This window comes from Xanthomonas sp. Leaf148 (assembly GCF_001423585.1).
GTDB lineage: Bacteria > Pseudomonadota > Gammaproteobacteria > Xanthomonadales > Xanthomonadaceae > Xanthomonas.
Map to the genome: position 1 here is coordinate 992,570 of NZ_LMOP01000008.1, position 22,188 is coordinate 1,014,757.

Below are 22,188 nucleotides of genomic sequence, written 5' to 3' on the forward strand. Positions count from 1 at the left end.
TGCAGGCGCCACTTGGAGTACCGGAGCGCAGTGCGCTTCCATCGTCATAGGTGAGGAACGATGATGGCTATCGATTCAAAGACAGTCGATTCAACGACGGTTCCGCGCAGGCGCTACCTGATCTTGCTGATGTTGTTCGTGGTGACCACGATCAACTATGCAGATCGCGCCACCTTGTCCATCGCCGGTTCCGCAGTCCAGGATGCGCTGGGCATCGACGCGCTGCAGATGGGTTTCATTTTTTCTGCGTTCGGTTGGGCGTATGTGGCCGGGCAGATTCCCGGCGGCTGGTTGCTCGATCGCTTCGGCTCGCGGCGCGTGTACGGCCTGTCGCTGCTGATCTGGTCGCTGTTCACCGCCTTGCAGGGCTTTATCGATTGGGTGCCGGTGACCTGGGCGGTCACCACCTTGTTCGTGCTGCGCTTTCTGGTCGGCATTGCCGAAGCGCCGTCCTTCCCGGGCAATAGCCGCATCGTGGCGGCGTGGTTTCCTACCGCCGAGCGTGGCCTGGCCGCGTCGATCTTCAATTCCGCGCAGTACTTCGCCACCGTGGCCTTCGCCCCGCTGATGGGTTGGCTGGTGCACGCCTGGGGCTGGGAACACGTGTTTCTGGTGATGGGCGCGGCAGGTGTGTTGCTGGCGCTGGTATGGCGCAAGACCATCTATGCCCCGCGCGAACATCCGCGCTTGAGCGCGCAGGAGCTGGACTATATCCAGCGCAACGGCGCGCTGGTGGACATGGAGCAGGGCAACAAGCCCGGTAGCCAGCCCAAGGGCACGCAATGGCATTACGCCAAACAGCTGTTGTGCAACCGCATGTTGCTGGGCGTGTACATCGGCCAATACTGCATCACCACGCTGACGTACTTCTTCCTGACCTGGTTTCCGGTGTATCTGGTCAAGGAGCGCGGCATGTCGATCCTGGAAGCCGGCTTTGTGGCCTCCTTGCCGGCGGTGTGCGGCTTTATCGGCGGCGTGCTGGGCGGCTATGTGTCCGACCGCATGGTGCGGCGTGGCTATTCGCTCACCGTCTCGCGCAAGACGCCCATCGTGGTCGGCATGTTGATGTCGGTGACGATGATCGGCTGCAACTACGTGCAGGCCGAATGGATGGTGGTGGGGCTGATGGCGCTGGCCTTCTTCGGCAAGGGCATCGGCGCACTCGGCTGGGCGGTGGTGGCCGACACCTCGCCCAAGGAAATTGCCGGCCTGTCCGGTGGCCTGTTCAATACCTTCGGCAACATCGCCGGCATCACCACGCCGATCGTGATCGGCTACATCGTGTCCACCACCGGCACCTTCGAATGGGCGCTGGTGTTCGTCGGGCTCAATGCCTTGCTGGCGGTGGTGTCCTATCTGGTGGTGGTGGGCGAAATCAAGCGCGTGGAACTCAAGGCGCCGCCCGGCGGCCCGTCCATGCCCGTGCCCGCACCGCTGTGACCGTCTTCGGAGATTTTCGATGAATATCCACACCGCACCTGCAAGCATCGGCGCCACGCCGCGCATCACCGACATCCGCGTGGTACCGGTCGCCGGCCAGGACAGCATGCTGCTGAACCTCAGTGGCGCGCACGCGCCGTATTTCACCCGCAATGTGCTGGTGCTGCGCGATTCGTCCGGCCGCACCGGCGTGGGCGAAGTGCCTGGCGGCGCGGCCATCGCCGGCTTGCTGCACGAGGCGGCGCCGCTCATTCGCGACCGCTCCATCGCCGAGTATCAACGCATCCTCAATCAGGTGCGCACCGCGTTTGCCGACCGCGACAGCGCCGGACGTGGTCTGCAGACCTTCGATCTGCGCATCACCATCCACGCGGTGACCGCCATCGAATCGGCGTTGCTGGATCTGCTGGGGCAATTCCTCGATCAACCGGTCGCTGCCCTGCTCGGCGAAGGCCAGCAACGCGACGCGGTGGATGTGCTGGGTTATCTGTTCTTCATCGGCGACCGGCGCAAAACCGGGCTCGACTATCGCGACGGCAGCGGTGCCCGCGATGACTGGGAGGCGGTGCGCGACCAGGAAGCCTTGACGCCGGCATCGGTCGTGCGCCTGGCCGAAGCGGCCTACGAAAAATACGGCTTTCGCGACTTCAAGCTCAAAGGCGGCGTATTGCGTGGCGAAGACGAAATCGATGCCATTCACGCGTTGCACGAACGTTTTCCGCAGGCACGCATCACGCTGGACCCCAATGGCGCGTGGTCGCTGGATCAGGCCATTGCCCTGTGCCGCGACATGCACGGCGTGATGGCCTATGCCGAAGACCCGTGCGGTGCGCAGGAGGGGTATTCCGGCCGCGAGATCATGGCCGAGTTCCGTCGCGCCACCGGCTTGCCGACCGCCACCAACATGATCGCCACCGACTGGCGGCAGATGGGCCACGCCATCCAGCTGCAATCGGTGGATATCCCGCTGGCCGACCCGCATTTCTGGACGTTGCAAGGCTCGGTGCGGGTGGCGCAACTGTGCCGCGACTGGGGCCTGACCTGGGGCTCGCACTCCAACAACCACTTCGATATTTCGCTGGCGATGTTCACCCACGTGGCCGCCGCAGCGCCGGGGCAGGTGACCGCGATCGACACGCACTGGATCTGGCAGGACGGCCAACGCCTGACCCATCACCCGTTGCAGATCGTCGGTGGCCAGATCCAGGTGCCGGCAAAGCCCGGTTTGGGTGTCGAACTCGATATGGATGCGCTGGAAGCGGCGCATCGCACTTACCAAAATCTGAGCCTGGGCGCGCGCGATGATGCTGCCGCGATGCAGGCCTTGATTCCCAACTGGACCTTCGACAACAAGCGCCCGTGCCTGGTGCGCTAACCGTGCGGTGGCTGCAGCCGAATGCACGGCATGCAGCGGCTGCGTCCAAGAGGTCTGGCAGGTGGAGAGCTGGTCGATGAAACATGTAATGGCACTCGGCAGCGCGGCGCTGCTGGCGGTCGGTGCGGGCGGACGTGCGCGTGCGCAGGAACCGGACGCAGGATTCTGGAATGGCGCAACGGCCGAGGTCACCGCGCTCAACTTCTATTACAACCGCGATTTCCGCAGCGGCGAAGGGCAGGGCAAGCGTGCCGAATGGGCGCAGGGCGTCGTGGTGGATGCCAAGAGCGGCTACACGCACGGCCCTATCGGAGTAGGGCTGGATCTGCTCGGCATCGGTGATTTGAAGCTCGATGGCGTGCGCGCCGAAGGCGGCACCGGCCTGCTGCCCAATAACGACGACGGCACCGCGCAACATGCACTGACGCGAGTGGCGCCGACGCTCAAACTGCGTGCCTCGCAGACCGAATTGAAGTGGGGCAGCTTCATTCCCAACGAGCCGCTGGTGCGCGCCAGCATCACCCGCATCATGCCGGAGACGTTTCAAGGCGTGACGCTGGAATCCAAGGACGTGCCCAAGCTCGATCTGCTGTTGGCCCGCTTCACCAGCGCCTGGTACCGCGACGGCGACTCGCGCGTGCCGATCACCTTGACCAACAAGAACCGTCGCTTTCTGGGCACGCCGGATTCGGATGCGTTGAATCTGGTCTCGGCTACCTACAGCGTTGCACCCGGCACGCAGCTGCGCTATCAGGGCGCGGTGATGGAAGACATCTACCGGCAGCAGCTCTACAACCTGATCCAGACCCATAAATTCGGCAAGGATCAGTTGCGTGTGGACCTGCGCTATTTCCGCACCGATGACATCGGCCAATCGCGTGCCGGGCCGATCGACAACCGCATGTTCAGCAGCATGCTGTCCTGGCGCACGGGTGGGCAGGAATTCGGCGCCGGCTATCAACGCCTATCCGGCCCCAGTGCCATGCCCTGGCCGGGCGGCACCGATGGCAATGTCTTCAACTGGACCTTCATCAACGACTTTCTCGAACGCGGCGAGCGCAGCTGGCAGCTGCGTTACAGCATCGATGGCAAGAGCATCGGCATCCCCGGGCTCAGCGTCATGGCGCGCTACATCAGCGGCGACCATGCACAGCCGGCAACCTATGCCGGCGAAGGCCGCGAATGGGCCCGGGATGTCTTGACCACCTATCAATTCCAGAGCGAGCGCTTCAAGCATGTGAGCGTCATTTGGTTCAACGGCACCTTCCGCTCCAATTACCAGCGCAATGTCGATGAAAACCGCTTGATCCTGCAGTACCGCCGTCAGTTCGACAGCCCCGACCGGTAATGCACTCCATCCCCGTTTTGCAAGGTAGCCCCACGATGTCCGCAACCCAGCAACCCACTCGTTGGCTCAGCATTCGCGCCCATGCGCGCGACAACGTCGCCATCGTCGTCAACGATGATGGCGCGCCGGCCGGTGCCACTTTTCCGGACGGGCTCACCGCCATCGAACACATTCCGCAGGGCCACAAGATGGCGCTGCTCGACCTGCCCGCCGGCGCGCCGGTGATCCGCCTGGGCGCAGTGATTGGCACCGCCAATGCCGACATCGCGCGCGGCGCCTGGGTGAGCGAGCACCTGCTGGACATGCCCGAAGCGCCCGATCTGGCTGCGCTGGATCTGTCGCTGCAAGCGGCGCCCGCACCCGAGCCCTTGGAGGGCTACACCTTCCAGGGGTATCGCAACCGCGATGGCAGCGTCGGCACGCGCAACATCCTGGGCATCATGACCAGCGTGCAGTGCGTGGTGGGTGTGCTCGGTCACGCGGTGGACCGCATTCGCACCGAGTTGCTGCCCAAGTATCCCAATGTCGACGACGTGGTGGCGGTCAATCACGTCTACGGTTGCGGCGTGGCGATCACCGCGCCCGAAGCCATCATCCCCATCCGCACGTTGCGCAACATCGCGCGCAGCCCCAACTTCGGCGGGCAGGCGCTGATCGTGGGCCTGGGCTGCGAAAAACTCGCACCCGAGCGCCTGCTGCCGGACGATGCCAGCGCCGACGACAGCGCCGTCTACCGCCTGCAGGAAGCCAGCCTGGGGTTTGCCGACATGGTGGGCTCGATCATGGCCATGGCCGAAGAGCGTTTGCGCCATCTGGACCTGCGTCGCCGCGAAACCGTGCCGGCCAGCGAACTGGTGGTGGGCATGCAATGCGGCGGCAGCGATGCGTTTTCCGGCGTCACCGCCAACCCGGGTCTGGGCGTGGCTGCCGACCTGCTGGTGCGCGCCGGTGCTACGGTGATGTTCTCGGAAAATACCGAAGTGCGCGACGGCATCCACCTGCTGGTGCCGCGCGCCGCCACTGCCGAGGTGGCCAAGGCGCTGGTGCGCGAAATGGCCTGGTACGACGCCTACCTGGCGCGCGGCCAGGCCGACCGCAGCGCCAACACCACGCCCGGCAACAAGAAGGGCGGGCTGGCCAACATCGTCGAAAAGGCAATGGGCTCGATCGCCAAATCCGGCGCCTCGCCGATCAATGGCGTGGTGCCGCCCGGCGAGCGCGTCAAAGGACGCGGGCTGCAGTACTGCGCCACCCCGGCCAGCGATTTCGTTTGCGGCACGCTGCAGGTGGCGGCCGGCATGAATCTGCATGTCTTCACCACCGGGCGCGGTACGCCGTACGGCCTGGGCATGGTGCCGGTGATCAAGGTCGCCACCCGCAGCGAACTGGCGCAGCGCTGGTCCGACCTGATGGACATCGACGCCGGCGGCGTGGCGACCGGCGCCAAGACGCTGGAGCAATTGGGCTGGGAGTTGTTTCAGCGCTATCTGGACGTGGCCAGCGGCCAGCCCACCTGGACCGAGCATCACCGCCTGCATAACGATCTGGCCTTGTTCAATCCGGCGCCGATTACCTAATCCTGCTGGTTTGCGCGTCTCTGCGTTCCCGGGCAGCGGCACGACACAGCCCTTGGCGCGACTGTTCCGCTGCCGCGCAGGCGTGGTCGGTTTTTCAGAGTCGGTGTGGACCGTGCAGAGTCGGTGTGGGCGGTGTGGTGCTACGCGTCTTCGGTGTCGTGAGCGCATCCGCGCGTCGTGACGACTGCGCGCCATCTCTCGCATCCCTGGAGCATCGCAGCGACGCAGCGCTTGCCGCGCCATGGCGCCAGTCACTTAACGGGGCTTCGCCCGGACCCTCACCCCAACCCTCTCCCGCAGAAGAGGGCCTAGCGTTCCCAGCAACAAAGGGGCTCGCCACTTCCCTTCTCCAATCGGCAGAAGATGCCCTCGTGGCGGGTGAGGGCTCACTGTTCCCTTCTCCCGCCGGGAGAAGGTGCCCCGAAGGGGCGGATGAGGGTACGTGCGCAGCCTCATCCGCCATGTCACGCAGCCGCCAACAACGCACACGGACAGCCGCACCGAAACCATCGCGCGTAGGCGAAAACAAACAGCCACGGCCACCATCACCATTACCACCATCGCAAGATACCCAAGCCACCACGCAACCCGCCGCTACGCCACCAGCCACCGCCCTCGCGCCGTCACCGCAGATCCTCCCATTCGCCCGTCAACGGCATGCGCCGATACAATGCGCGTTCGTTTTCAGTGTTGACGGAGTCGCCATGTCCCAGATCATCCATACCGACCAGGCGCCTGCCGCCATCGGCCCTTACTCGCAGGCAGTGCGCGCCGGCAACACCGTGTATTTCTCCGGGCAGATCCCGCTGGATCCGGCCACCGGCGAGATCGTGCCGGGCGACATTGGTGCGCAGGCGCGCCGCGCGTTCGACAACCTCAAGGCCGTGGCTGAAGCCGCCGGTGGCTCGCTCGACAAGATCGTGCGTCTGGGTCTGTATCTCACCGACCTGGGCCAGTTCGCCGCCGTCAATGCGGTGATGCAGGACTACTTCCAGGCCCCGTTCCCGGCGCGTTCCACCATCGAAGTCTCCGGCCTGCCGAAGGGCGCCGGTTTCGAAGTCGATGCGGTGATGGTGCTCGAGTGATCCGGCGCGACTGATCCGACCCGCCGTGCCGCGAGCGCGCGTCGCCACGCCGAGCCTGGCCGTCGCCGGCCAGGCTCCGCTGTCCAGCCTGCCCGGCGTCGGCCCGAAAGTGGCCGACAAGTTCGCCGCGCGCGGCATCCTGAGCGTGCAGGACCTGTGGCTGCATCTGCCGCTGCGGTACGAAGACCGTACCCGGCTGACCACGATCGCGCAGTTGCAAAGCGGCGTGCCGGCGCAGATCGAGGGGCGCGTGGAGGCGGTGGAGCGCGGCTTCCGCTTCCGTCCGGTGCTGCGCGTGGCGATCTCGGACGCCTCGCACGGCAGCGTGGTGCTGCGTTTCTTTCATTTTCGCGCCGCGCAGGTCGCGCAGTTTGCGGTCGGCACGCGCGTGCGCGTGTTCGGCACGCCCAAGCCCGGCCAGAACGGTTGGGAAATTGTCCATCCCAGTTACCGCGTGCTGGCGGCGGATGAAGACGCGCAACTGGGCGACAGCCTGGACCCGGTCTATCCGGTGCTCGAAGGCGTCGGCCCGGCCACGCTGCGCAAATTCATCGGCCAGGCGCTCGAGCGGTTGCCGCCAGAAGCCGCACTGGAATTGCTGCCGCCGCATTGGCTGCAGGACGAACACCTGCCTTCGCTGCGCACTGCATTACTGACCATGCACCGCCCACCGGTGAACACCGACCCGCAGCAGCTGCTCGCCGGCGGGCACCCGGCACAACAGCGGTTGGCGCTCGAAGAACTGCTTGCGCACCAACTCAGCCTGCGTCGCCAACGCATCGCCCTGCAGCGGTTCCATGCGCCTGTGTTGCCCGGCAACGGCACGCTGGTGCAGCGGCTGCGCGCCGCATTGCCGTTCCAGCTCACCGGTGCGCAGCAACGCGTGTTCGAACAGATCGCGCACGACCTGGCGCAGCCCTCGCCGATGCTGCGGCTGGTGCAGGGCGATGTCGGCAGCGGCAAGACCGTGGTTGCGGCCCTGGCAGCGATGCTGGCGGTGGAGCAGGGCAAGCAGGTCGCACTGGCCGCGCCCACCGAACTGCTGGCCGAGCAACATCTCACCAACCTGCGCGGCTGGCTCGAGCCGCTAGGTGTGCGCATCGTCTGGCTGGCTGGCAAGGTCACCGGCAAGGCGCGCGCTGCGGCGATGGCCGAGGTCGCCTCCGGCCAGGCCCAGGTGGTGGTCGGCACGCATGCCTTGATGCAGGAAGCGGTGGTCTTCCACGACCTGGCGCTGGCCATCATCGACGAGCAGCACCGCTTCGGTGTGCATCAGCGTCTGGCACTGCGCGACAAGGGGGCGGGCGCCGGCAGCGTGCCGCATCAGCTGGTGATGACTGCCACGCCGATCCCGCGCACCCTGGCGATGTCCACCTACGCCGATCTGGACGTGTCGGCCATCGACGAACTGCCGCCCGGCCGTACGCCGGTGCAGACCATTGTCCTGAGCGCAGAACGGCGCCCCGATCTGGTCGAACGCATCCGCGCCGCCTGCGCCGAAGGACGGCAGGCATATTGGGTGTGCACGCTCATCGAAGAAAGCGAAGACCCCGGCAAGGCCGCACCGGCTGGCCCGCCGCGCATCGAAGCGCAGGCTGCCGAAGTCACCTTCGAGGCCTTATCGGCGCAGTTGCCCGGCGTGCGCGTCGCGCTCGTGCATGGCCGCATGAAGCCCGCCGAAAAGCAGAAGGCCATGCTCGATTTCAAGCAGCGCCGCAGCGATTTGCTGGTCGCCACCACGGTGATCGAAGTCGGCGTGGACGTGCCCAACGCCTCGCTGATGATCATCGAAAACGCCGAGCGTCTCGGCTTGGCGCAGCTGCATCAGCTGCGTGGCCGCGTCGGCCGCGGCGCCGCAGCGTCCAGTTGCGTGCTGTTGTATCAGGCGCCGCTGTCCATGATGGCGCGCCAACGCCTGGAAACCATGCGCCAGACCAACGATGGGTTTGTGATTGCAGAAAAGGATCTGGAATTGCGCGGTCCCGGCGAATTGCTCGGTACCCGGCAGACTGGTCTGGCCAGCTTCCGCATCGCCGACCTGGCCCGCGACGCCGGGTTGCTGCCGCGCGTGCAGGTGCTGGCCGAGCGGTTGCTGGCCGAAGCGCCGGAGATTGCCGACCGTGTCGTTGCACGCTGGATCGGCAGCGCAGTGCGGTATGCCGCCGCTTGAGTGGTGGGAATCGGGAATCGGGAATCGGGAATCGTAAAAGCAAGCGCTGCCGCCGCCTGTATATCCTGGGCGTTCGCGTGACCGGCCGATCCTTGCGAAGATGCTGCAACGAATCCCGAATGCCCAATCCCGACTCCCATGACAAAAAAGATACCGCTGCTGATCGACACCGACCCGGGCGTGGATGACGCGCTGGCGCTGCTGATGGCCTTCAACGACACCCGTCACGAGGTGGTTGGCCTGACCATCGCGGCCGGCAACGTGGGGCTGGAGCACACCGTGCGCAACGCCTTGAAGGTCTGCGAGGTCGCCGGCCGCGCGGATGTGCCGGTGTACGCCGGCTGCCCGCAGCCGCTGTTGCACCCCTCGGTCGATGCGGCGCACGTGCACGGCATCGATGGCTTCGGCGATGTCGGCCTGCCGGCGGCCAAGCGCAGCGCCGAGGCCGAGCATGCTGCGCTCGCCATCCTGCGCCTGTCGCACGACTACGCGGGCGAGCTGTTGCTGGTCGCCCTGGGCCCGCTGACCAATCTGGCCCTGGCGCTGACCCTGGACCCGAGCCTGCCGCAGCGCGTCGGCCGGCTGGTGGTGATGGGTGGGGCGTTGACCGGGCACGGCAACATCACGCCTGCCGCTGAATTCAACATCGGCTTCGACCCGGAGGCCGCACACATCGTGTTCCGTGGCTTCCCGCACTTCGACGTGGCCGACTGGGAAGCCACCATCGCGCACGGCCTGCTGCATCGCGATGTCGAGCAATGGCTGGCCGCCGATAGCGCTCGCGCCCGCTTCTACGAAGAAATCTCGCGCAAGACCCGCCTGTGGTCCGAAGACAGCCGCGGCGAGTACTGGTACGCCGCCGACGCACTGGCGATGGCGTTCGCCCTGCACCCGGACGGCGCCCAGCGTCTGGAGCAGCGCCCGGTGCATATCGAATTGTCCGGCACGCACACCCGCGGCATGACCCTGGTGGACTGGAACCGGCAGGGCGGCTCGCCCGACAATGCCAATCTGCTGCTGGAGTACGACCGCCAGCGGTTCTACGGCCTGGTCGGGGCGGCATTGGCGGGCGTCTAGGGCCAACTTGCGCCGGGCGGATGCAGGCCGCTATAATGACCGGCTTATCCAGGCAGCCCGGCGCCAAGTCCATGAAAGATAACGTGCATCCCAACTACAAAGACGTCGTCTTTCACGACGTGACGTCCGATTTCAAGATTCTGACCCGTTCCACCATGGGCTCGAAAGAGACCGTGAAGTGGGAAGACGGCCAGGAATATCCGCTGATCAAGGTGGAAATTTCCTCCGCGTCGCACCCGTTCTATACCGGCAAGCACAAGGTGATCGACACCGGCGGCCGTATCGACAAGTTCCAGAAGCGCTACGCGCGCTGAACTTGCAGGACGGGCTGTACCGACAACGGCCGCGCATTGCGCGGCCGTTGTTTTTTGGGGCGTGGGCGCTTCGTTTGCGTGGTCCCGACAGGTGCGTCTACGACTTCTGTCCAAGCGACGGCCAAAATGCTGCTGTGCGATAATGACGTGATCCGAGGCGATGCCTTGGACTTCCATCACGTGCCTGCCCATGTGGGATCAGGCGCCTTCCACTGAAGGAGCGTACACAGTGTCCGATCTTGATCAGGTCACGCTCAACGCCGGCGACAAGTCGGTTGTTCTGCCGGTTCTCAAGCCCACGTTGGGCAATGATTGCGTCGATATTTCCAAGCTGACCAAAGAAACCGGTCTGTTCACCTACGACTCGGGCTTTACCGCCACCGCCAGTTGCAAGTCGGCCATCACCTATATCGATGGCGACAACGGCGTGTTGTTGTACCGCGGCTATCCGATCGAACAGCTCGCCGAGAAGTCCAGCTTCCTGGAAGTTTCGTACCTGCTGATGAACGGCGAACTGCCCACGGCGGACGAATTCAAGAAGTTCGACCACGAAGTGACGCATCACACGATGATGCACGAGTCGCTGAAGAACTTCCTCGGCGGTTTCCGCCACGATGCGCACCCGATGGCCATGCTGGCCGGTTCGGTCGCCTCGCTGTCGGCGTTCTACCACGACACCCTGGACCTCAACGATCCGGAGCAGCGCCGTCAGGCCGCCATCCGTCTGATCGCCAAGGTGCCGACCCTGGCGGCTGCGGCGTATCGTTACTCGATCGGCTGGCCGATCCGCTATCCGCGCAACAATCTGAACTACGTCGACCGCTTCCTGCACATGATGTTCGAAGTGCCGAGCGAGCCGCTGGAGATCAACCCGGTTGTCGCCAAGGCGCTGGACCTGCTGTTCATTCTGCACGCCGATCACGAGCAGAATGCCTCGACCTCGACCGTGCGTCTGGTCGGTTCGACCGGTGCCAATCCGTATGCGTCGGTCGCTGCCGGCATCACCGCACTGTGGGGCCCGGCACACGGCGGCGCCAACGAAGCGGTGTTGAAGATGCTCGAAGAAATCGGCACTGCCGATAACGTCGAGTCGGCCGTGGCCAAGGCCAAGGACAAGAACTCCTCGTTCCGTCTGATGGGCTTCGGTCATCGCGTCTACAAGAATTTCGACCCGCGCGCCAAGATCATCCGCGAGATGACCCACAAGGTGCTGGGTGAGCTGGGCGTCAACGATCCGCTGCTGGAAGTGGCATTGAAGCTGGAAGAAGCCGCATTGAAGGACGACTACTTCGTGCAGCGCAAGCTGTATCCGAACGTCGACTTCTATTCGGGCCTGATCTACAAGGCGCTCAATATCCCGGTGGAAATGTTCACCGTGATGTTTGCCATCGCGCGCACCGCCGGTTGGGTGTCGCATTGGCTGGAGCAGCAGGTCGACCCGGAAATGAAGATCGGCCGTCCGCGCCAGATCTACACCGGCTACGACAAGCGCGACTACACCGACAGCGCCAAGCGTTAATCGGCTCAAAGTCGTCTGCGTAAACGAACGCCCCGCACTTGCGGGGCGTTTTCGTTGTGGCCTGGTGCGTTTAGTGGAACAGGGCGCGCTTGCCAAGAAGGGCTGGAAAAACGTAGCGCGCAATCTTTCGGGTGAGTGCTGATGGCGCGCTCAGCAATGGAGTGCGTGCGCTCAGTCCCGCTGCTGGTAGGCGGCACTCTCCTGTTCGGCAAGCAACTGCCGCAGCTGTGCAGCCGAGGCGCGTGGCATCGGTTTTTCGTCCAGCTGCGACAGCGGCGCCTGGCGCAGGGCGTCGTAAGGCAGCACGGTCAGGTCGAAGGTCAGTTCCTCGGCACTGAACAGCCAGACCGGGAAGTCGCCGTTACGCTCGCGGTCCAGTCGCAGACGGCGCGTGCGCGCCTCGGCAGGGATGCGGTGTTCTTCCAGAAACCGCTGCACCGCGTCCGGATCGTCGCTGTGCAGCTGCAGTTGTACCGGGGCGTTCGCATCGGCGGTGCCATCCAGGACCGGGCCGGTCAGCCGCGGCTGGAATGGGCGGAGAAAATCCAGCGCACGCAAGGCGGCTTCTCGGCGTTGACGCAACCGCGCTGCGTGGTCTGGCCCGGCGAACAGACGTTGGTACTCGCGCAGTGCGTCTTCGATCTCGCGATTGCGCGGCAGCGATGCGTCGTCATGGATGCCGAGCCGGCTGGCAGCCTTGAGCTTGGCCTGGTGGAAGTCGCGGATACCGCCTTCTGCCATCAATCTGGCGGCCTCGTGGGCGAGCCGATGACGGCGTTCTCGGGTGCGCGTATCGGCGTGTTGGCGTGCGTGATGCATGACCGGGCTCCCCTGATGAACCTGAGCTCGACTCTACAACAGCCGCATGAAAACGTGGCGAATGCTTCCCGGCCCCTCCGAGGAAGCGATCGCGTAGCAGCGCGATGCCGATACCTTGCGTGTCGGAGGGCACGGCCGCGGCTTCGGGAGGAGGGTATCAACCGGTGAGATGCAGGCGCTGCCGCGCCGGCAACCAGGCCTGCAGCGAGTCGCGATAGTGCGTGGTCGAACAGCTGCTGGCCTTGCCGGCTCGCGCAAAAGATCGGTCCGGGCAGTGCGTTGGCGACCGGGCTGGTGCGTAGCAAGGGACAGTGTGTAGCGTCGCCGGCTATGTCCGCCCAGCCAGGACTGGTAACTAAGCAGCGCGTCGCGCCCTGCTCCAGCGCCACTCACGGGTGACTCGTGCAGCTTGAGCTACTTACCCAAAAATGTGCGCCCAAAAAAATGGGGAACCGGACAGCCACGCCGTCACGATTCCCCACTCACGATTCCCGATCCCCGCCGTCAGAAGATATCGAAGGCCTTCTCGTCTTGCTGTTCCTGCAGGCCGTAGTCGTAATCCTGCAGGCGATCCAGATCTTCGTTCTTGACCCATTCGACCGCGCCATTGATGGTGGCCTGGGTCATGCCCTCGGGCGGGTCGTTGGCGGCGATCGGCTTGTCCTTCAGTGCCACGCGCATGTAGTCGATCCAGATCGGCAGTGCGGCCTTGCCGCCGTACTCGCGATAGCCCAACGAACGGAAGTCATCGCGGCCCACCCACACGGTGGTGGCGTACGGGCCGCCGAAGCCGGAGAACCAGGCATCGCGGTGATCGTTGGTCGAGCCGGTCTTGCCGCCTACGTCTTCGCGTCCCAGCACTTTGGCCGCCGTGCCGGTGCCACGCTGGACTACGTCGCGCATCATCGACACCAGCTGGTAAGCGGTGCGCGCATCGATGGCGCGCGGTGCGATCTTGGTTTCGGCGATTGCCGCTGGCGCGGTTTCTGCTGGCGTCGGTGCTGCATCGGCAGCCGGAGCCGCGGGCGGCGTGGCCGGCGCCTGCGCGCCGAAGTTGAACCCGTCCACTACCTGGCTCACCGGCGCGGCGGTGCCGCCCTGCAACGCGCAGGTGCGGCAGGCCACCGCCGGCACTTCCTTGAACACCACATTGCCGTCGCGATCTTTCACCTCGTCCACGATCCAGGTGTCCACGCGCGAGCCGCCATTGGCGAACACTGCGTAGCCGCGCGCCACCGACAGCGGCGTCAGCGACGCGGTGCCCAGCGACATCGACAGGTTGGGCGGCAACTCGGCTTCCTGGAAACCGAACTGACTGATGTATTTACGTGCAAAGTCGACGCCGATCGCATCCAGCAGGCGCACCGACACCAGGTTGCGCGATTGCACCAGCGCCTCGCGCAGACGCATCGGGCCGCGGAAGCCGCCGCCGTCGTTCTGCGGCGACCAGGTCTTGCCGCGACGATCGCGGAACACCACCGGCGCATCCAGTACGATCGAGGCCGGGTTGAAGCCTTTTTCGAACGCCGAGGCATACACGAAAGGCTTGAAACTGGAGCCGGGCTGGCGCCGCGCCTGGGTGGCACGATTGAACTTGTTGCCGGCAAAGCTGAAGCCGCCGACCAGGGCGCGCAGTGCGCCGCTGTTGGCATCCAGCGACACCAGCGCCGCCTGGCCACGCGGCAGCTGGTCGATGATCCATTCGCCGTCCTTCTCGCCGGCACGGATGCGGGTCAGGTCGCCGCGCGTCAGCAACTTGGCCGGTGTCTTGTTGGTCCAGCGGCTGGCGCTGGCCGGCAGGGTCAGCTCGGTCTTGTCGCTCTGCACGACGGTGACGCCGCCGTCGGCATTGGTGCGCGCCACGATCACTGCGCGCAGGCCGCCCTGAGTAAACACGCCCGACAGATGCTTGGCCAATGCCGGCGCATCCGCATCGGCGGCAACATCGAAATGCTGCTCCACACCGTGCCAGCCGTGGCGGTGGTCGTACAGGCGCAGGCCTTCGCTGATCGCAGCATCGGCACCGGTCTGCAAGGTGGAATCGATGGTGGTGGTGACGTGGTAACCCTTGTTGAGCACATCGCCGCCGTATTTGGCGATCATCTCCTGGCGCACCAGCTCGGCCACGTACGGGGCGTACACCTCGACAGGCGGCTCGTGCGGCTTGGCGTGCATCGGCACCGCCTTGGCGGCGTCGGACTCGGCCTGGGTCACGAAGCCCAGGTCGGCCATGCGCTGCAGCACGTAGTAGTCGCGGCGTTCGCGCGCGCGCTCGGGGTTGCTGATCGGGTTGCCGCTGGACGGGAACTTGGGGATACCGGCCAGCGAGGCCATCTCGTCCAGGCTCAACTCGCTCATCTTCTTGCCGTAGTAGTACTCGGCGGCGGCACCGACGCCATAGGCGCGGTTGCCGAAGAAGCTCTTGTTGAGATACAGCTCGAAGATCTCGTCCTTGCTCAGCTCGCTCTCGATCTTGCGCGCCAGCAGGATCTCCGCCAGCTTGCGGGTGTAGCTGTATTCGGAACTGAGGAAGAACTGCCGCGCCACCTGCTGGGTGATGGTCGAGCCGCCCGGCACGCGCTTGGCGTCGGTGCTGGCCAGCAGCCACACTGCGCGGGCGATGCCCTTGTAGTCCACGCCTCCGTGCTCGTAGAAACGCGCGTCCTCGGTCGCCAGGAAGGCCTGCTTCAAGCGCAGCGGCACGTCCTTCATCTGGATCGGGTAGCGCCGGGTCTCGCCATAGACGGCCATCAGCCGGCCGTCGCTGGAGTAGACGTACATCGGCTCCTGCAGCTCGACCTGCTTGAGCGACTGCACGTCCGGCAACTTCGAGGAAATGGCGTAATACAGGCCGCCGGCAGCAATAGCGCCGAGCAGTGCGAGCACAACGAGCGTGGCCAGGATCCAGCCCAGCCAACGGCGAATACGGGGCATGTAAGAGAGATTCCGATTGCAGATTTCTTGGCCACAGAGTATAGATGACGCCGAGTTTGGCTGGGGCCGAACTCTGGGGATCGCAGAAGACAGCACTGGGGTCACGTTCGCGAGGTCATTGCCTGGCGCGTGAAGGGCTTGTCAACTGTTAAAATTTGATTATTAATACGAGGGCGCAGACATGCGTCCAAGTGCCCGTCGGCAGGGGAGTTACCGTGGGGCTTTTACCCAAGAGTCAGTCGCCACTCATTGGTGTCGACATTAGTTCTACTGCCGTGAAGCTCTTGCAGCTGTCGCGCAGCGGGAACCGTTATCGCGTGGAACATTACGCGGTGGAACCATTGCCGCCGAATGCGGTCGTGGAAAAGAACATCGTCGAAGTGGAGGCGGTGGGCGAAGCCATTCGCCGCGCCATCAACCGCTCCGGCAGCAAGGCAAAGAATGCCGCTGCGGCCGTGGCCGGGTCGGCGGTGATCACCAAGTTGATCCCGATGCCGGCCGATCTGGACGACAGCGATCTGGAGGCCCAGGTCGAACTGGAAGCCACCAATTACATTCCGTACCCGATCGAGGAAGTGAATCTCGACTTCGAGGTGCTCGGCCCGATGCCCAACAGCCCGGACATGGTCCAGGTGCTGCTGGCCGCCTCGCGCTCGGAGAATGTGGAACTGCGCCAATCGGCGCTGGAACTCGGTGGTCTGACCGCCAAGGTGATGGACGTGGAGGCCTTCGCGGTCGAAAACGCCTTTGCCCTGGTCGCTAGCGAACTGCCGGTGGCCGCCGATGCGGTGGTGGCCCTGGTCGACATCGGCGCCACCATGACCACGCTGAGCGTGCTGCGCTCCGGTCGTAGCCTGTATAGCCGCGAACAGGTGTTCGGCGGCAAGCAGCTCACCGACGAAGTGATGCGCCGCTATGGCCTGACCTACGAAGAGGCCGGCCTGGCCAAGCGTCAGGGCGGGTTGCCGGAGAGCTACGAGGTCGAAGTGCTGGAGCCGTTCAAGGAAGCGACGGTGCAGCAGATCAGCCGTTTGCTGCAGTTCTTCTATGCGGGCAGCGAGTTCAATCGCGTCGACTGCATCGTGCTGGCTGGCGGTTGCGCCGCGCTGTCGCGCCTGCCGGAGATGGTGGAAGAGCAGTTGGGCGTGACCACCGTGGTCGCCAACCCGCTCGCGCAGATGACGCTGGGTCCGAAGGTTCAGGCCCACGCGCTGGCGCTGGATGCGCCTGCATTGATGATCGCCACCGGCCTGGCCCTGAGGAGCTTTGACTGATGGCAAGAATCAATCTATTGCCCTGGCGCGCCGAGCGCCGGAAGGCGCGCGAGCGTGAGTTCTATTCCATGCTGGGCTTCGCCGCGTTGGGCGGCGTGTTGTTGTCGGCGCTGATCTGGTTCTACTACGACGGGCAGATCAGTGGGCAGACCGAGCGCAATGCGTTCCTGACCGCCGAGATCGACAAGGTCAAGGCGCAGAACGAAGAGATCAAGGAACTCGACAAGAAAAAGGACCGTCTGCTCGCCCGCAAGAAGGTGATCGAAGAACTGCAGGCCAACCGCTCGCAGATGGTGCACCTGTTCGATTCGCTGGTCCGCACCATTCCCGATGGCGTGGCGCTGACCAACATCAAGCAGGACGGCGACATCCTGACCCTGGAAGGTCGCTCGCAGTCCAATGCGCGCGTCAGTGCGTACATGCGCAATCTGGAAGGCTCGGGCTGGATGACCAATCCGGACCTGTCGATCATCGAGGCCAAGAGCCAGGACAAGGCGGCGGGCCAGCCTGCGGCTTCGTCGATGGACACCAAGGCGTTGCCGTACGTGTTCACGCTGAAGGTCAAGCTGGCCAACCCGAACGAGACTGACAAGAACGGCGCCGCGCCCGCGGTGGTGGATCCGGCTGCGCCGGGTACTGCCGCACCAGGTGCAACGCCGGCCGGTACGACGCCTGCTGCTCCGGCAGCGGCGCCTGCGCCAGCAACGCCGCCGAGCGCACCTGCAGCTGCACCGCAGGCAGCGCCGGCGCCTGCCAATCGGCCGCAGGAGGGGGCGGCGTCATGAGTAAGAAATCATTCAAGCTCAGCGATCTGGACTTCAACAACATCGGCGGTTGGCCGCAGCAGGCGCGCATCGTGTTCTGTGTGCTGGTCGGGCTGTTCATCATGGTGTTGGCCTGGTTCCTGTTGATCAGCAGCAAACGCGATGAACTGGAAGGACTGGAAGGCACCGAATCCCAGCTGCGCACCGAGTTCGAGACCCAGCAGGGGCGGGCGGTGAATCTGGAGCCGCTCAAACAGCAGCTCGCGCAGATGGAACAGGTGCTGCAGCAGATGCTGCGTCAGCTGCCCAGCAAGACCGAAATGCCGGATCTGATCATCGACATTTCGCAGACCGCGCTGTCCAGCGGCTTGTCGAACGAGTTGTTCCAGCCTGGTCCGGAATCGCCGAAGGAGTTCTACGCCGAGAAGCCGATCGCTCTGCGCATGGTGGGCAGCTACCACCAGTTCGGTGCCTTCGTCAGCGGCGTGGCCTCGCTGCCGCGCGTGGTGATCCTGACCATGCACGACATCAACCTCAAGCCCAGGGATGCCAAGGCCGGCATCACGCCGCGCGGTGCACTGGAGCTGTCCGGCACGGTCAAGACCTATCGTTATCTAGACGATGAGGAAATGGCCGTGCAGGAGAAGGCTGCGGCCGACGCTGCGAAGAAGGGCGGCCAATGACCATGAAATTGCTCAAGATATTGTCCTGCGTGGCGCTAATTGCAGTATTGCCGGCGTGTACGCGTGGCGTGACCAGCACGCCCGGCGATGCGCCGAATCTAGATGCCTGGGTGGCCGAAGTGCGTGCGCGTCCTGCGCCACCGCTGGAGCCGCTGCCGGTGATGCAGCAGTTCGAGACATTCGAATACGCAGCACAAGTGATGCGCGACCCGTTCAGCGATGCGTGGGTGACTGCGGAAGGCAGCAATGGCACGCGGCCCGATCCGAACCGGCGCAAGGAACCGTTGGAAGCCTTCCCGCTCGACGCCCTCGACATGGTGGGGACCATTGGAGGCGGCTCGGGTCTGATCGCGCTGGTGATGGCACCGGACAAGGTGACGTACCGGGTGCGGCCGGGTGTGTATCTGGGACAGAGCGATGGCCGGGTAACCGGGGTCTACGAAGACCGCATCGAGCTGATTGAACTTGTGCCGGACGGTGCGGGTGGATGGCTTGAACGGCCGGCCGCACTCGCATTGGATGATCAATAAAGTGATAGGGGATAGCACGATGACGTTTTCCAATGCACAGCGGCTGCGTCCGGTTCGGCGCCACGCGATGCTCCAGGCTTGCGCGTTGGGATTAGCGCTGGCGCTGGCCAGTGGCAGCTCGTTCGCAGCCGCCGCGCTGACCCAGCCTGCGCAGGATCCGGCCAAGGCCGCTCCGGCGAGCCTGACGGTGTCCAAGATCGATTTCAAACGCGGCGAAGATGGCGCTGGCCGTCTGATCCTGAAGTTCGACGGTCAGGGCGCCAGCCCGGACCTGCGCACCCAGGGCGACAGCGTGCTGGTGGATATCAGCAACGCCAAGCTTCCGCCGGAACTGCAGCGCCCCCTCAACGTCACCGACTTCGCAACGCCGGTGCAGCGGGTGGAGGTCAAGCCGTCTGGCTCGGGTTCGCAGCTGGTGCTGTCGACCAAGGGTGCGTTCGACTCGCTGGCCTACCAGACCGGTAACGAGTACGTGGTCGAGATCACCCCGCGCAAGGGCCAGCCGGCCGTCGGCGGCGTGAGCTCGGCAGCGGTGACCCAGGCCGCCGCGCAGATTGCAGCGCGCGGCTACAGCGGTCGCCCGGTGACGTTCAACTTCCAGGACGTGCCGGTGCGCACCGTGCTGCAGCTGATCGCCGAGGAATCCAATCTCAACATCGTCGCCTCCGACACCGTGCAGGGCAATGTCACGCTGCGCTTGATGAACGTGCCGTGGGATCAGGCGCTGGACATCGTGCTGCGGGCCAAGGGCCTGGACAAGCGCCGCGACGGTGGCGTGGTGTGGGTCGCCCCGCAGCCGGAGCTGGCCAAGTTCGAGCAGGACAAGGAAGACGCCCGCATCGCGATCGAAAACCGCGAGGATTTGATCACCGACTACGTGCAGATCAATTACCACAATGCTGCTGTGATCTTTAAAGCGCTGACTGAGGCGAAGGGGATTGGTGGCGGTGGTGGTGGTGGCGGTCAGGGTGGTGGCGGTGGCGGTGGCGGTCAGCAGGACAATGGGTTCCTATCACCGCGCGGCCGTTTGGTGGCGGACGAGCGCACCAACACCTTGATGATCAGTGATATTCCGAAGAAGGTCGCGCAGATGCGCGAGTTGATTTCGCATATCGATCGCCCGGTGGATCAGGTGCTGATCGAAAGCCGGATCGTGATTGCGACTGATACGTTTGCGCGGGATCTTGGTGCGCGCTTTGGTGTCACGGGCGCGACTGGCCGGGGTATCCTCAGCGGCTCGCTGGAAAGTAACGTCAACTACCTCAACACTTCTGCGCAAGCTCGCCTGGAGCGTGCTAATGGCGGCACACAGACGACGTTGCCGGCGCATCTGTTTCCGTCCGGGCTGAATCTCGATCTTGGGGCAGGAGGCTTCACGAACAGTGGTGCGGCGGGTCTCGCCTATACCTTGTTGGGTTCTAACTTCAACCTGGATATCGAGCTGTCGGCGATGCAGGAAGAAGGGCGCGGCGAAGTCGTTTCCAATCCGCGCATCGTGACCGCCAACCAGCGCGAGGGTGTGATCAAGCAGGGTCGCGAAATCGGCTATGTAACGATCAGCGGTGCAGGTGTTGCAGGCGGCGGCTCGCAGGCTAACGTGCAGTTCAAGGAAGTCCTGCTTGAACTGAAGGTCACGCCGACGATTACGAACGACAATCGCGTGTTCTTAAATATGAATGTCAAAAAGGATGAGGTTGCGCGATTTATCGACCTGCCGCAGTACGGTACCGTGCCGGAAATTAACCGTCGGGAAGTCAATACGGCAGTATTGGTGGGTGATGGCGAGACGGTAGTGATCGGTGGTGTATACGAATTCACAGATCGTGAAAGCGTGTCGAAGGTGCCGTTTCTGGGCGATATCCCATTCCTGGGCAATCTGTTCAAGAAGCGTGGGCGCAGCAAGGAGAAGGCCGAGTTGTTGGTCTTTGTCACCCCAAAGGTATTGCGAGTGGCAAGCGCAGCGCGCTGAACGCAATGCATGAAGGAGGCCGCGAAAGCGGCCTTCTTCTTTTTCAGGGTCTACTTTTTAGAGACTGCTTGAGTGCTGCCAAGCGCGCATCCGAGCGCGGTGTATGCATAGTCTGATGATCGTGTGATCATCTATCCAGATCTCTGCTTCTCAGGTTTGCCCTGCGCTGTTAACCGGTAAATGGTCACGCTCGCTATGGCTTGGGTAGGAGCATGACCCCGGTCACTCACTGAACCTCTCGCCATCGGCAAGTGAACCAATTGCGTTCGAATCGGTCACACTGGTCCTATGAACGCACCGCCGCTATTGCCCCCCGAAGCCGCTGCCGCGCCCGCCGAGGACCGGCTGCATCGTCAATTCACTTCTCTGCGCGAGTCATTGGCGCAGCGCATCGTCGGTCAGTCTGCGCTGGTCGAGCGGCTGCTGATCGCCTTGCTGGCCGATGGCCATTTGCTGGTCGAGGGCGCGCCAGGGTTGGCCAAAACCACCGCGATCCGTGCGCTGGCCTCGCGACTGGAAGCCGACTTCGCGCGGGTGCAGTTCACTCCTGACCTGCTGCCCTCCGATCTGACCGGTACCGAGATCTGGCGTCCGCAGGACAGCCGTTTCGAGTTCATGCCAGGGCCGATCTTCCATCCCATCCTGCTGGCCGACGAGATCAATCGCGCGCCCGCCAAAGTGCAGTCTGCGTTGCTGGAAGCGATGGGGGAGCGGCAGGTCACTGTCGGTCGTCATACCTATGCGTTGCCGCAGCTGTTCCTGGTGATGGCGACCCAGAACCCGATCGAGCAGGAAGGCACGTTCCCGTTGCCCGAGGCGCAACTGGATCGGTTCCTGATGCATGTGCGCATCGGTTATCCGCAGGCCGACGCGGAGGCGGAAATCCTGCGTCTGGCACGCGAAGCGGCGCGCGACACGCTGGAAAAGCACGAGACCGTGCCGGACAAGATTCCGCTGGAAGACGTCTTCGCCGCACGACGTGTGGTGCTGGATGTGCATCTGGCGCCACAGCTCGAGCGCTATCTGATCGAAATCGTGCTGGCCTCGCGTGATCCGCAACGTTACGACCCTGCATTGGCGCGGCGAATTGCCTGGGGCGCGAGCCCGCGTGGCTCGATTGCACTGGAGCGCTGCGCGCGTGCGCGTGCGTGGCTGGCCGGGCGCGACTACGTGACCCCGGACGACATTCGCGCCATCGCGCCGGACGTGCTGCGCCACCGCGTGTTGCCCAGTTACGAAGCCACGGCGGAAGGCTGGGATGGCGAACGCCTGGTTGCTGCGTTGCTGGACAAGATTCCGCTGCCCTGATC

The 22,188-nt window shown here is 64.3% G+C and carries 17 protein-coding genes; 15 read left to right on the forward strand and 2 right to left on the reverse strand.

Annotated features, from left to right (window positions below; genetic code table 11):
- Positions 1-60 precede the first annotated feature (60 nt).
- The 9 genes from ASF90_RS08900 (at position 61) to ASF90_RS08940 (ending at position 11,905) form a co-directional block, all read left to right on the forward strand.
- Positions 61-1,440 (forward strand): MFS transporter, encoded by a 1,380-nt coding sequence (locus ASF90_RS08900; protein ID WP_055848631.1) that lies wholly within the window; start codon positions 61-63, stop codon positions 1,438-1,440.
- A gap of 19 nt (positions 1,441-1,459) precedes the next feature.
- Positions 1,460-2,815 carry a glucarate dehydratase gene (gene gudD, locus ASF90_RS08905; RefSeq protein WP_115560173.1) on the forward strand — a complete coding sequence of 452 codons (1,356 nt, stop codon included), beginning with the start codon at positions 1,460-1,462 and terminating at the stop codon, positions 2,813-2,815.
- A 76-nt stretch (positions 2,816-2,891) separates the two neighbouring features.
- Positions 2,892-4,163 (forward strand): OprD family porin, encoded by a 1,272-nt coding sequence (locus tag ASF90_RS08910; RefSeq protein ID WP_055848634.1) that lies wholly within the window; start codon positions 2,892-2,894, stop codon positions 4,161-4,163.
- A gap of 35 nt (positions 4,164-4,198) precedes the next feature.
- The gene (garD, locus tag ASF90_RS08915) at positions 4,199-5,740 is read left to right on the forward strand and encodes a galactarate dehydratase (RefSeq protein ID WP_055848636.1); all 1,542 of its coding nucleotides are present in this window, start codon (positions 4,199-4,201) and stop codon (positions 5,738-5,740) included.
- Positions 5,741-6,444: 704 nt separating this feature from the next.
- Positions 6,445-6,825, forward strand: a complete 381-nt coding sequence (locus ASF90_RS08920; protein WP_022972872.1) for a RidA family protein — start codon at positions 6,445-6,447, stop codon at positions 6,823-6,825.
- 25 nt (positions 6,826-6,850) lie between these two features.
- Complete coding sequence (gene recG / locus ASF90_RS08925) at positions 6,851-8,995, forward strand: ATP-dependent DNA helicase RecG (RefSeq protein WP_055848639.1); 2,145 nt, start codon at positions 6,851-6,853, stop codon at positions 8,993-8,995.
- Positions 8,996-9,133: 138 nt separating this feature from the next.
- On the forward strand, positions 9,134-10,072 hold the full coding sequence (locus ASF90_RS08930; RefSeq protein ID WP_055848642.1) for a nucleoside hydrolase: 939 nt from the start codon (positions 9,134-9,136) through the stop codon (positions 10,070-10,072).
- 71 nt (positions 10,073-10,143) lie between these two features.
- On the forward strand, positions 10,144-10,386 hold the full coding sequence (locus ASF90_RS08935) for a type B 50S ribosomal protein L31 (protein ID WP_010364531.1): 243 nt from the start codon (positions 10,144-10,146) through the stop codon (positions 10,384-10,386).
- 229 nt (positions 10,387-10,615) lie between these two features.
- Positions 10,616-11,905 (forward strand): citrate synthase, encoded by a 1,290-nt coding sequence (locus tag ASF90_RS08940; RefSeq protein WP_039409911.1) that lies wholly within the window; start codon positions 10,616-10,618, stop codon positions 11,903-11,905.
- A gap of 171 nt (positions 11,906-12,076) precedes the next feature.
- Here ASF90_RS08940 and ASF90_RS08945 read toward each other — a convergent pair whose 3' ends face one another.
- Positions 12,077-12,724 carry a hypothetical protein gene (locus ASF90_RS08945; protein ID WP_055848645.1) on the reverse strand — a complete coding sequence of 216 codons (648 nt, stop codon included), beginning with the start codon at positions 12,722-12,724 and terminating at the stop codon, positions 12,077-12,079.
- Positions 12,725-13,228: 504 nt separating this feature from the next.
- The gene (locus tag ASF90_RS08950; RefSeq protein WP_115560172.1) at positions 13,229-15,754 is read right to left on the reverse strand and encodes a penicillin-binding protein 1A; all 2,526 of its coding nucleotides are present in this window, start codon (positions 15,752-15,754) and stop codon (positions 13,229-13,231) included.
- A 119-nt stretch (positions 15,755-15,873) separates the two neighbouring features.
- On the opposite strand from ASF90_RS08950, the gene ASF90_RS08955 reads away from it, so the two are divergent.
- The 6 genes from ASF90_RS08955 to ASF90_RS08980 all read left to right on the forward strand — a co-directional run bounded on the left by ASF90_RS08955 (position 15,874) and on the right by ASF90_RS08980 (position 22,186).
- Entirely contained in the window at positions 15,874-16,932 is a 1,059-nt protein-coding gene (locus ASF90_RS08955) for a pilus assembly protein PilM (RefSeq protein WP_055848653.1), read from the forward strand.
- Positions 16,932-17,717: a PilN domain-containing protein gene (locus ASF90_RS08960; protein ID WP_055848656.1), complete on the forward strand. Its 786-nt coding sequence runs from the start codon at positions 16,932-16,934 to the stop codon at positions 17,715-17,717. Before ASF90_RS08955 ends, ASF90_RS08960 begins: the two co-directional genes overlap by 1 nt.
- Entirely contained in the window at positions 17,714-18,379 is a 666-nt protein-coding gene (locus ASF90_RS08965; protein WP_055848659.1) for a type 4a pilus biogenesis protein PilO, read from the forward strand. Before ASF90_RS08960 ends, ASF90_RS08965 begins: the two co-directional genes overlap by 4 nt.
- Positions 18,376-18,909: a pilus assembly protein PilP gene (locus ASF90_RS08970; RefSeq protein WP_055848662.1), complete on the forward strand. Its 534-nt coding sequence runs from the start codon at positions 18,376-18,378 to the stop codon at positions 18,907-18,909. Before ASF90_RS08965 ends, ASF90_RS08970 begins: the two co-directional genes overlap by 4 nt.
- 19 nt (positions 18,910-18,928) lie before the next feature.
- Complete coding sequence (locus tag ASF90_RS08975; protein ID WP_055848665.1) at positions 18,929-20,878, forward strand: type IV pilus secretin PilQ family protein; 1,950 nt, start codon at positions 18,929-18,931, stop codon at positions 20,876-20,878.
- Between the two features lie 288 nt (positions 20,879-21,166).
- The gene (locus ASF90_RS08980) at positions 21,167-22,186 is read left to right on the forward strand and encodes a MoxR family ATPase (RefSeq protein WP_055848668.1); all 1,020 of its coding nucleotides are present in this window, start codon (positions 21,167-21,169) and stop codon (positions 22,184-22,186) included.
- Positions 22,187-22,188: the final 2 nt, after the last annotated feature.

What these genes read in the sequence shown, in the direction of transcription:
- ASF90_RS08900 (WP_055848631.1), top strand. Translation starts at nt 61, where the DNA reads ATGATGGCTATCGATTCAAAGACAGTCGATTCAACGACGGTTCCGCGC.
- gudD (WP_115560173.1), top strand. Translation starts at nt 1,460, where the DNA reads ATGAATATCCACACCGCACCTGCAAGCATCGGCGCCACGCCGCGCATC.
- ASF90_RS08910 (WP_055848634.1), top strand. Translation starts at nt 2,892, where the DNA reads ATGAAACATGTAATGGCACTCGGCAGCGCGGCGCTGCTGGCGGTCGGT.
- garD (WP_055848636.1), top strand. Translation starts at nt 4,199, where the DNA reads ATGTCCGCAACCCAGCAACCCACTCGTTGGCTCAGCATTCGCGCCCAT.
- ASF90_RS08920 (WP_022972872.1), top strand. Translation starts at nt 6,445, where the DNA reads ATGTCCCAGATCATCCATACCGACCAGGCGCCTGCCGCCATCGGCCCT.
- ASF90_RS08930 (WP_055848642.1), top strand. Translation starts at nt 9,134, where the DNA reads ATGACAAAAAAGATACCGCTGCTGATCGACACCGACCCGGGCGTGGAT.
- ASF90_RS08935 (WP_010364531.1), top strand. Translation starts at nt 10,144, where the DNA reads ATGAAAGATAACGTGCATCCCAACTACAAAGACGTCGTCTTTCACGAC.
- ASF90_RS08945 (WP_055848645.1), bottom strand. Translation starts at nt 12,724, where the DNA reads ATGCATCACGCACGCCAACACGCCGATACGCGCACCCGAGAACGCCGT.
- ASF90_RS08960 (WP_055848656.1), top strand. Translation starts at nt 16,932, where the DNA reads ATGGCAAGAATCAATCTATTGCCCTGGCGCGCCGAGCGCCGGAAGGCG.
- ASF90_RS08965 (WP_055848659.1), top strand. Translation starts at nt 17,714, where the DNA reads ATGAGTAAGAAATCATTCAAGCTCAGCGATCTGGACTTCAACAACATC.
- ASF90_RS08970 (WP_055848662.1), top strand. Translation starts at nt 18,376, where the DNA reads ATGACCATGAAATTGCTCAAGATATTGTCCTGCGTGGCGCTAATTGCA.
- ASF90_RS08975 (WP_055848665.1), top strand. Translation starts at nt 18,929, where the DNA reads ATGACGTTTTCCAATGCACAGCGGCTGCGTCCGGTTCGGCGCCACGCG.
- ASF90_RS08980 (WP_055848668.1), top strand. Translation starts at nt 21,167, where the DNA reads ATGAACGCACCGCCGCTATTGCCCCCCGAAGCCGCTGCCGCGCCCGCC.